Here is a 10,148-nt window from a genome sequence, read left to right on the forward strand (position 1 = left end):
TATTTTGATGGGGTATGATGATGGTTCAACCGCTATTTAGTGAGAGTCAACAGGGCTTAATCGACTGCTGCCTAAATACAATTGCCCATATCATTCCGATTTCTGCGGCGGTTTATTATCTGGTGAATGAACACTGGCAGCCAGAAAACCATGTCCTGTATGGGATTTCCGCGCGTATGCATGAAGAGTATCTCTCGGCCTTTTCCCAGCACGATCCCTTACATCCCGACCATTTTCGCGGGGAAGATCTCCGTTTAGTGAAGATGCCGGTGGAAATGCGTCAGCACGATCAAACCTTCTTCCATGATTTTATGCAACCGAACCATATCGCGGATATGGCCGAGATTTTTATTCGCCGTAAAAATAAGATTGTGGCGGGCATTTCGGTGCTACGAGATACGCCATTTACCCCCCAAGAAGTGATGAGGCTCAATGCAATCTTACCGATTGCGGAGCTTATGACGTTCGATGTACGCCCCGATTCACTGGTTTCCTATACCCCGAAAGAGCAGGAAATCATTCACTTAGTGCGAGAAGGCGCCAGTAATAAACGTATTGCGCTGCTATTGGGCGTTTCGCTTTCCACCGTGAAAACCCATCTACGCAATATTTTTACCAAAGCCAATGTGAGCAACCGGACAGAGTTAGTTTCCTCCGGATTTATTCTCCGCCAAGATAAAATTCTATAAAAAATCCCGGCACATTGACCGGGAAAACTGTTGCTTTACAGAAAAAACAAAACCACTAACGCTCTAATAACGCACCATGACGGACTTTAATTCAGTGTAATGTTCAATAAATGCACTACCAAATTCACGACCAATTCCTGAAGATTTAATACCACCGAAAGGTACTGCTGGGTCAAGGAAGGTGTGCATATTCACCCAAACGGTACCGGCTTCAATTTGTGAAACCATACGCATTGCTTTGCTGAGATCATTTGTCCACACACTCGCAGCCAAGCCAAACGGCGTGCTATTCATCATCGTAATCAGCTCTTCTTCATCATCATAAGCTAAGAAGGTACCGATAGGACCAAATGTCTCTTCTTTCATTAACACATCATCTGGACCATTTGCGCGAATAATCGTAGGCGGTACAAAGTAACCCGCTCCAGCAATTGGCTGCCCGCCATAGACAATTTCGCTACCATCTTGGCGTGCTTTTTCAAATAGGCTTAAGATCTTATCGTAATGGGCTTTATTGGCTAATGGACCCATTTCTGTGGTTTCATCCAATGGCGAACCAATCTTCATCGCCGATAAACGCGCTTTTAGCGCATCCAGAACCGCATCCATCAATTTAGCTGGAATATAGAAACGCTCTGCGGCTGCGCAGATTTGCCCTTGGTTTAAATAACCTGCTTCAATGATGCCGCTCACAATCTTATCCACGGATAAATCCGCTAAGAATGCCGCACCATTTTTACCGCCCAATTCTAATGTGACGCGAGTCAGTTTACCTTCCATTGCAGAGCGCCCTACCGCCAATCCAGTCGGAACAGAGCCTGTAAAGGTCACTTTCGAACAAAGTTCATGGCTGATTAAAGCAGGTCCCACTTCGCGACCGCCACCATTAACGATGTTAATCACGCCATCGGGAATACCCGCTTCTTTAGCGAGTTCAGCCACGCGTAGCATGGTCAGAGGGGTAAACTCACTTGGCTTCAGTACAATCGTGCAGCCACATGTCAATGCGGCGGCTAATTTCCAAATGGAAATCATAATGGAGAAGTTCCATGGAATAATCCCTGCAACCACCCCGACAGGCTCACGCTGGGTAAATGCCGAGTATTTTTCGCCATTAAATGATGGCAAAGAAACATTCAGGGTTTCACCGCTAATTTTGGTTGCCCAGCCCGCAAAATAACGTAAAAACTGCGCCGCTGATCCCACTTCCAGAAAACGTGATAACTGAATGGTTTTCCCAGAACTTAAGGTTTCTAATTGCGCTAATTCTTCTAAGTGTTTTTCGAGCAAATCCGCTAAACGATTCAAACAGTTGCCTCGTTCCATCGGTGTGGTATTTGCCCATGAGCCTTTAAATGCGGCATATGCCGCATTCATCGCTGCATCAACTTCTTCACGAGTCCCTTCTTTCACTTTCGCAATCACTTGCTCGGTGGCTGGATTCACGACTTCAAAATAAGCATCTCCCTTGCCAGAAACAGGCAATCCATTAATAAAATGACCGTGTTGACGGTTCAAGAATTCTCTCACTTCTGGTAACAGGGTTAACTCACTCATCGTTATCTCCACCTCGTTAATTTATCGAATTACGCATTCACGCAGGCTAAATAGTGTTTTACAAAACGTGGTGCGCTGATTTCCCATAGCACTTCAGTGCCTTTAGCTGCAAACCAAGTGTCGCCTTTGTGGTATTCCACGGTGACACCTGTTTTCACGTCGGTTAATTTCACCGAACCTTCATGGACAGTTGCCATTTCATCAAATGGGTAAACCATCTTAAATTTGCCTGTTGTACACGCAAAAATACCGCAAGTCAGATTATCTGTTGGCTCGCCGTGGATCATCGCCACGCTGGCTTGTGGGTCGCCTTCAACAACCACAGAACCTAAATTGCTTACGCTACCAATGTTCAGTAATTCAGGAAGTGCTTTGTTTAACAGTAATGGGCTGATCATCTTTCTTACCTTCTATTATGTAATAAAATCAAAAATGGACATTAAATTTAGGAAAACTTAGCGACGACCTTGCCAATATCCTGATAACTGATGCCAACACTTGGCAAGTGACACAATGGCATTGCGCATGCTGTCTTTCCCCATGATGTCAGCATGAGGAATCGAACTCATCAGGTCATAGCGGCTGGAGCCTTCAACCATCCCCTCAGCAAGCACCTTGCACACGATCTGGCTCGGTGTAACACCAAAGCCCGAGTAGCCTTGCACGTAGAACACGTTTTTATGACCTGGGATCGTGCCAATTTGCGGGAACAGATTGGCACTGCACGCCATTGGGCCACCCCATGCCAGCTCGATTTTGACGTCTTTCAGGTATGGGAAAACATTCAGCATCAATTTACGGTTCCACTCTTTCAAGTCAGATGGAATGTATTCTAAAAAGTACGTCGAGCTACCAAATAGCAGGCGATTTTCATTGGTCACACGATAGTAATCGATGACTGGGCGAATATCGCTGTATGCCCCACGAATTGGGCTAATGCGTTCAATCAGCTCATCAGAAAGCTCTTCTGTCATTAACTGATAGGCATAGGTGTTAATTGTTTTTGGGTATAACGTTGGCTCAAGACCATTCAAGAAACCATCACACGCCCACAACATTTTTTTCGCTTTTACGGAGCCCATCGCGGTACGAACCGTTACCGTATCGCCATACTCAACATTTAATACTTGGCTGTTTTCAAAAATTTTTGCGCCATATTCACTCACTGCTTTCGCTTCCCCCAGTAACAGGTTAAGTGAGTGAACATGCCCGCCGCCCATGTGTTTGATCCCACATGTATAAGCGTCAGATCCGATGATCTGTTTTAAATCTGAACCTGTATAAAATTCAATTTCTTCATCTGGCGCGACGGCCTTAAAATCCGCCAGCCAACTGCGCAGGGTTTTCTCTTGGCGCTTATTGCTACCTAAATAGGCGTAACCATGGCAAAAATCCGCATCAATATTGTATTTGGCAATACGGTCACGCATGATCCCCGCGCCCATGTTGCTCAGTTTAAAAATCGTTTCTAAACCTTCAGAACCAACATGCTTTTTAATCGCGTCTAGGTCATGACCAATACCAGCCATCACTTGCCCACCATTGCGCCCTGTGCCGCCATAACCAAGATGACGACCTTCCAAGATAGCAATGTTGGTAATGCCCTTTTCACACAATTCCAATGCTGTATTAATCCCTGAGAATCCCCCCCCAATGATCACGACATCCACATCAATGTCTTCTTTCAAGGTTGGAAAACGCAAGTCATATTTTTTGGTTGCTGAGTAATAAGTTAATGATTCTACTTGGTTATTCATAATGGATACCTTATATAGTATCTTGCAATAACCTTGATTATCTTAACCAATCATTAACAGTTACATAGCCCTTTAGGGATATTCGAAACATAAAGTTAACATTTGTGACGTGGATACAATATTTACTTATAAACAAAATTAAATCAATTTAAATCTTTTATGTTTAAATTCAAAAAGATAAATATTTATTATTATATTAATAGAAAATATTACATATTCTGATAAAGAAAGAAAACAAGGAGTGTTTTACTACTGAGAGTAAATTGTAATTAATTGAAAAATAAAACTTATTTTAACGACCCAGTTTAACTATCTGATATATACCAGAAATAAACTAACCCCACTCAATTACTGTTTTATTGGAGTCATTAACAAATTAAACAATTCAACTTGAGAGTTGATCTCTAATTTTTGATAGATATTCTTACGGTGATTTTTGACGGTGCCTAAGCTAATAAACAGCGCTTCGGCAATTTGCGGGGAACCTTTACCTTCCAAAATTAATTCAACGACCTCACACTCTCTTGGCGTCAAACCAAAGCAAGTTTGTAAGTCCGTATTGCGGTAATGGCTAGAGACTGAATTCGGTACCACTTCCTTATGTAACCGAGCAATACTTCGAATAATATCAAAGGCTTCTTTTAATGATTTCTGCTTACTTTCATCTGAAAGAAAAGGCTGATCTTCATTACCAAAGAAAATACCTAATTGTTTATCGGCTGATAGCTCCAGCAGCAGCCCCGCCTCATCACACCAACCCGTCTTCCGATAAAAATTAAGATAATAATCCGTATGATAAAATCCTTTTGGTGCAACTTCTTTCAATGTTAGCACCTTCGAGCTGCCGCCTTTTTGTAGCTCTTGATAGAAAGGATCCATCAGATAAGCGCCACGCTGATAAATGCGATTGATACTGTCGCTATTACGCTTTTCAACTTTTGACAAAAAGCGCGGTGCGCCTTCTTTTTCGAAGGCATAGATAATAGCGTTATCAAAAGCCACAAAAGAGGACAGCCATGACAACAAATTGGGGTAAAACTGGTTAGTTGCCACGGAGTCAATAAGGTCAGGTAATTTATGCAGATAATGATCCATTCAGCCCTCACTCATTAACTTATTAATAATTTATCACCATGTATATTCAGGTGAACTATGACCCTATAAAGACCATATTCTGGGAGGAAGCTCAATTTTTTTGTTATTAATATGTTAATTAACTCACATTATACGCCATGATAATTAATAATATTTTATCAATTATTTAATAATTTGAAGGGATGTGGGGCGAAGTAGAAGATAGGGAAAGTGGAAGATTGGTAAAAAAAGCAGCCCCGAAAGGCTGCTAGAAAACTATTTATTGATAATGGCTTTCAATTTGCTGTAACGACGGATCAAACGCCATTTTAATTTCAGCGTTGTGGCATGCTTCCAAACAATATCCCAGTAACCTTTATCAAAAAACAGCTGAACCATCTGCTTTTGCGTTTCTGGTGACTTAATGGCTAAGAGCGCTAAAACAACCCCTAAACCTTCTTTCCCCACCTGCCATAAGCAGGCCGGTGCTTGTTTCACTTCCTCAGGATGACGTTTATAGATATCCATCAACATATCCAAGATCTTCAGGTAGGTATTGATCTTACGTACTGAGCGCTCATCTCCGGTTAAAGAGTGAGAAACAGATTGGTTATGGATCAGATATTCATAATATTGTTCATTGATAAACTGCACGCGTTTGGCAACCAGCAGCATTTCTGTCGTCCAAGGAATATCTTGGTGGTGCAATCTAGGCTCAAAGGTAAAATTATGTTCTCGAATTAATGACAAACGATACAGATTCAGCCATGTTACATGGAGAAATTTACGGGAGCTCAAGCCAATTTGTAGCCATTGAGGCCCCGTAATCACGCCAGTAGAAGGCACTTTATTCGGTGGGAAAATAGCCTTCGGAGCATCTCCATTAGTGTAAACATAAGTACCATTACACGTAGCTACGTCCAGATCACCCGCTAAGGCAATCTCTAATAAGCGACCATACATTCTGGCATCAATTTCATCATCAATATCAGGGAAAGTGATGTATTTCCCTGTTGCGACAGCCATTCCGGTATTACGCGCAACGGAAACACCACCATTTTCCTGAGTGAGTACTTTGAAATTCTCAAACTTATCTTCGTATTGACGGATCACGGATTCGCTATCATCTTTTGAACCATCGTTCACAACGATCAGTTCCCAGTTTTCGAGCTTTTGAGCAATTAAGCTGTCAAAAAAATGGGGTAAAAACTTTTCGCCGTTATAAACAGCAACAACGATACTCAATACAGGCTGAAGGGACATGTTTAACCTTATGCTAATCAATTGATTATTATTGCCCTTAAAATACCGTATTTTATGTTTTTATTCATTAATAATGCGGGATCTTCGCGAAAGTAAATAAATTCAATTCAATACTCATGGTCAAAATAGGTATACTCCAAAATGACATCATAAAAAATAATGTCATTCAGGATAATAAACACGTTTAGGAAGAGGAATCATGCCGCCACTCAATCGTCGCTTCTCAATTATCAACCAGGTTATTGGGTTAATGCTGCTTATTGCTGTTTTGGGCATTATCGGTATGACGATTTCCAACCGCATGATCATCAGTGTACAAGGCAACGCGCATGCCATTAACACATCAGGCTCCTTGCGTATGCAAAGTTACCGCCTACTTTCTTTAACGCCCATAAACCAACATAACCAAAATTACCTTGATGAGTTAGAGAAAGACTTACTCAGCCCCGAGCTCACCCAAGTGGTTAAAATTGAAAATCTCACACCTGAATTTAATAAAATACATGAATTTTGGCTGAATACTTTAAGACCCGCACTCACTAAGGCATCTTCGCCTGATGATGCTCGCTATGAAGTCATTACTTTTGTTAACATGCTCAATGAGTTAGTTCATAACATTGATGATAAAACTGAGAAAAAAATCGCTTACGTTGCGATGACTCAGTTGATTTTTATTAGCTTAGTCTTTTTGCTGTTGATGGGGACAATCTGGCATTTGAGACGAAAAATTTATTACCCATGGATGAAGCTGCTTTCTATGGTTAATGCCATTGGGCGTAAAGATTTTACTCAGCGCTATCCCATGAAAAATAATAAGCAAGATGAGCTCAATGCCCTAGGTGAAACCCTCAATCATATGTCTGATGAGTTGGCGCAAAGTTACCACCAACTCGAAGAACGTGTAGCAGAAAAGACCGCAGACTTACTCGCTAAAAACCGTGTTTTGTCATATCTTTATCAATCAAATCAAATATTACACTCATCGGAAACACTTTATTCAAGATTACAAAAAGTTCTCGCGGAGCTGAAAAACATTACACAGTTAGAAAACTTGCGACTCAAATTATATGAAGATAGCAATGAACAATATTTCCATGAAATCTCTTATGCCACGACCAATCTCGAAATAGATAAAGCAAAGCTATCTTCTACTAATCAGCATCCATTAAACAATAATTCAGCAAAAGAATATCAAACGTTACAGTGGGATCTCTCTGATAATATGCACCGATATGGTGTGATTATCGGTGAAATTGAGCAAAAACAACCATTTTCTGATGAAAAAAATAGATTGGTTCTTATGCTCGCGAAGCAGATTTCAGGTATGCTCACCATGGAGCAACAGATAGAGCAACAACAACAGCTGCTGATTATGGATGAACGTGCCGCGATTGCCAGAGAGCTTCATGACTCTATCGCGCAATCACTCTCATGTTTAAAAATGCAAATTAGCTATCTGCAAATGCAACCAGAACCATTACCAGAAACAACTCTACATTTACTCAATGAGATGCGTACAGAAATTAATACTGCATACAGTCAGTTACGGGAATTATTGACGACTTTCCGCTTGAAACTCACTGAATCAGGTCTATTACCTTCACTCAAAAGTACTTTAGGTGAATTTAGCGGGCGTATTGGCTTTAATATTCAACTTAATTATGAAATTCCAGCGAAAAGTATCTCGCCACACCAATCTATCCACATAATACAAATTATTCGTGAAGCGCTAAGTAATATTCTGAAGCATGCCAATGCAACTTGGGCTAAAGTTTCATTAAGCCAACATAGAGGCACCGTCACCATTACAATTGATGATAATGGCAATGGTATTGATGACAATCCAAATAAACTTAACCATTATGGCCTCATTATTATGAGAGAAAGAGCACTTAGCCTAAATGGCGAGTGTTACATTACTCAACGTACAGAAGGGGGAACCGAAGTGAAAGTCACATTCCCTTTATCTGATATTTAAAACATCTGACATTTAGAACATTTGATATTTAAAACACCGGATCAAATCATTCATGGAGACTAAAAATATAATGACCGAAAAATCAACGATCCTACTTATTGATGATCACCCAATGCTCCGAAATGGTGTAAAACAGCTGATTAGCTTAGAGCCTTCACTTCAAGTTATTGGTGAAGCTGGTGATGGCAAAACGGGTATTCAGATAGCAGAAGAACAAGATCCTGACCTGATCCTTTTAGATCTCAATATGCCTGGAATGAATGGTTTTGAAACCCTAGATGAGCTCAGAAAACGCGAACTGTCAGGCAGAATTATTCTCTTTACCGTATCGAATTATAGTGACGATTTGATCAGTGCGCTTAAGCGAGGTGCGGATGGTTATTTACTAAAAGATATGGAACCTGAAGAACTCATTATCGCACTCAAAGAAGCGGCAAGTGGAAAAATGGTGGTTAGCCCAACATTAACTTCTGTTCTTGCGGAATCATTAAGAGAAAATCAATCACAAAATGAAAGCGATGCTGCCGCACTAACGCCAAGAGAATCTGACATTTTAGAGCTTATCGCTCAAGGATTATCAAATAAAATGATCGCTCGAAATTTAGATATCGCAGAGAGCACCGTAAAAGTACATGTAAAACATTTGCTTAAAAAACTAAATCTAAAATCTAGAGTCGAAGCTGCTGTCTGGGTGCTCCAACAAAAATAATATTTTTTCATCATACCGTCTTCATTCATAGCTAAATGATCGATTCATCTAGCTATGAATGCACTTTATCAAGCTCCCATTGCAAATTAGCAAAGGCTATTAATAGCTCTAATCTACAAGTCATTTTTTTCCAGTTATAATAAGCTTGTTTTTGACTCTTACTGATACAGATGACCCCATGATAGAAGAACAGCTTATTTTAGTTAATGAACAAGACACGCCGATTGGTAGCATGCCAAAATTACTTGCTCATCAGCAAGGCTGCCTGCATCGTGCATTTTCTATCTTCATTTTTAATCGTAAGAACGAATTGCTCATTCAACAACGCGCCTTTCATAAATATCATTCTGCTGGACAGTGGGCCAATTCCTGCTGTAGCCATCCAAGGCCACAAGAAGATACCCATGATGCAGCTTTGCGTCGCTTAGCGGAAGAACTCGGTTTTTCAACTTCATTAACTCATGTTGGTGAGTTTATTTATAAAGCGGATGTTAATGGTGGGCTAATTGAGCATGAGTATGACCACCTATTTGTGGGGTACTATGATAATCAAGTCATTCCTAATCCTGAAGAAGTCAGTGCTACCCGCTGGGTTAGCCTTGAAACTTTAGCCCAAGAGATTAGTACTCACCCTGAAAAATTCACTCCGTGGTTCAAAAAAATCTGGGAAAAATACCCATTACTGAATTTTTCTTCCTAATCCTTCTTCTATATTACGTCAACTGCGTACATTCATTTTCTATCTGCTACAGATAGTCTTTTTATAAGAATTAGAGACTGTAATCGATAGTTTTTAGTCTTAATTAGATCAATGGAAGGATCTTAATGTCTATTTTAGATCTGATTCAGAGGCTTTATTCTGACGTTAAGTGACCACATCACACGAGGAATTTTTCTGTCGAAATAATATGTTATTGGTGAGACTTGGTTATTAACCTTGAGATGGTCGTATTGCGTTTTTTCGTTGGATAACTACAGTGATGCCCCACAGATGGTGATACTCCAAGAGTAAGAAACGTAGAGTTCAGGGAGCTTTCGAGATTCGACGATAACTTTCTCGATCATCACGCTTCAGATGATAACAATATTGCCTTTTACCGCCTATTTTTCATGCCTCAAAC

The 10,148-nt window shown here is 40.6% G+C and carries 9 protein-coding genes; 4 read left to right on the forward strand and 5 right to left on the reverse strand.

Annotated elements, in window-relative coordinates; genetic code table 11:
• Positions 1-20: 20 nt before the first annotated feature.
• Positions 21-689, forward strand: a complete 669-nt coding sequence (locus PR799_RS16880) for a helix-turn-helix transcriptional regulator (RefSeq protein WP_154627277.1) — start codon at positions 21-23, stop codon at positions 687-689.
• Positions 690-752: 63 nt separating this feature from the next.
• Here PR799_RS16880 and PR799_RS16885 read toward each other — a convergent pair whose 3' ends face one another.
• From PR799_RS16885 to PR799_RS16905, 5 genes are all read right to left on the reverse strand, one after another.
• Positions 753-2,246, reverse strand: a complete 1,494-nt coding sequence (locus PR799_RS16885; protein ID WP_272522942.1) for an aldehyde dehydrogenase family protein — start codon at positions 2,244-2,246, stop codon at positions 753-755.
• Positions 2,247-2,275: 29 nt separating this feature from the next.
• Positions 2,276-2,644 carry a cupin domain-containing protein gene (locus PR799_RS16890; RefSeq protein ID WP_154627266.1) on the reverse strand — a complete coding sequence of 123 codons (369 nt, stop codon included), beginning with the start codon at positions 2,642-2,644 and terminating at the stop codon, positions 2,276-2,278.
• Between the two features lie 57 nt (positions 2,645-2,701).
• Positions 2,702-4,003, reverse strand: coding sequence for an NAD(P)/FAD-dependent oxidoreductase (locus PR799_RS16895; protein ID WP_036950176.1), 1,302 nt, complete (start codon positions 4,001-4,003; stop codon positions 2,702-2,704).
• A gap of 348 nt (positions 4,004-4,351) precedes the next feature.
• Positions 4,352-5,098, reverse strand: coding sequence for a helix-turn-helix transcriptional regulator (locus tag PR799_RS16900; RefSeq protein ID WP_154627265.1), 747 nt, complete (start codon positions 5,096-5,098; stop codon positions 4,352-4,354).
• Between the two features lie 255 nt (positions 5,099-5,353).
• A complete protein-coding gene (locus tag PR799_RS16905; protein ID WP_154602817.1) occupies positions 5,354-6,340 on the reverse strand; it encodes a glycosyltransferase in 987 nt (328 codons plus the stop codon).
• 199 nt (positions 6,341-6,539) lie between these two features.
• Here PR799_RS16905 and narX point away from each other — a divergent pair, with 199 nt between their 5' ends.
• The 3 genes from narX (at position 6,540) to idi (ending at position 9,727) form a co-directional block, all read left to right on the forward strand.
• On the forward strand, positions 6,540-8,318 hold the full coding sequence (gene narX, locus PR799_RS16910) for a nitrate/nitrite two-component system sensor histidine kinase NarX (protein ID WP_272522950.1): 1,779 nt from the start codon (positions 6,540-6,542) through the stop codon (positions 8,316-8,318).
• Between the two features lie 70 nt (positions 8,319-8,388).
• A complete protein-coding gene (gene narL / locus PR799_RS16915; RefSeq protein WP_230086564.1) occupies positions 8,389-9,027 on the forward strand; it encodes a two-component system response regulator NarL in 639 nt (212 codons plus the stop codon).
• 178 nt (positions 9,028-9,205) lie between these two features.
• A complete protein-coding gene (gene idi, locus PR799_RS16920; protein WP_272522955.1) occupies positions 9,206-9,727 on the forward strand; it encodes an isopentenyl-diphosphate Delta-isomerase in 522 nt (173 codons plus the stop codon).
• The last annotated feature ends 421 nt before the right edge of the window (positions 9,728-10,148 follow it).

Origin of the sequence: Providencia sp. PROV202 (genome assembly GCF_028479565.1) — a bacterium.
Taxonomy (GTDB): Bacteria; Pseudomonadota; Gammaproteobacteria; order Enterobacterales; family Enterobacteriaceae; genus Providencia; species Providencia zhijiangensis.

What these genes read in the sequence shown, in the direction of transcription:
- PR799_RS16895 (WP_036950176.1), bottom strand. Translation starts at nt 4,003, where the DNA reads ATGAATAACCAAGTAGAATCATTAACTTATTACTCAGCAACCAAAAAA.
- PR799_RS16905 (WP_154602817.1), bottom strand. Translation starts at nt 6,340, where the DNA reads ATGTCCCTTCAGCCTGTATTGAGTATCGTTGTTGCTGTTTATAACGGC.
- PR799_RS16885 (WP_272522942.1), bottom strand. Translation starts at nt 2,246, where the DNA reads ATGAGTGAGTTAACCCTGTTACCAGAAGTGAGAGAATTCTTGAACCGT.
- narX (WP_272522950.1), top strand. Translation starts at nt 6,540, where the DNA reads ATGCCGCCACTCAATCGTCGCTTCTCAATTATCAACCAGGTTATTGGG.
- PR799_RS16880 (WP_154627277.1), top strand. Translation starts at nt 21, where the DNA reads ATGGTTCAACCGCTATTTAGTGAGAGTCAACAGGGCTTAATCGACTGC.
- idi (WP_272522955.1), top strand. Translation starts at nt 9,206, where the DNA reads ATGATAGAAGAACAGCTTATTTTAGTTAATGAACAAGACACGCCGATT.
- PR799_RS16890 (WP_154627266.1), bottom strand. Translation starts at nt 2,644, where the DNA reads ATGATCAGCCCATTACTGTTAAACAAAGCACTTCCTGAATTACTGAAC.
- PR799_RS16900 (WP_154627265.1), bottom strand. Translation starts at nt 5,098, where the DNA reads ATGGATCATTATCTGCATAAATTACCTGACCTTATTGACTCCGTGGCA.
- narL (WP_230086564.1), top strand. Translation starts at nt 8,389, where the DNA reads ATGACCGAAAAATCAACGATCCTACTTATTGATGATCACCCAATGCTC.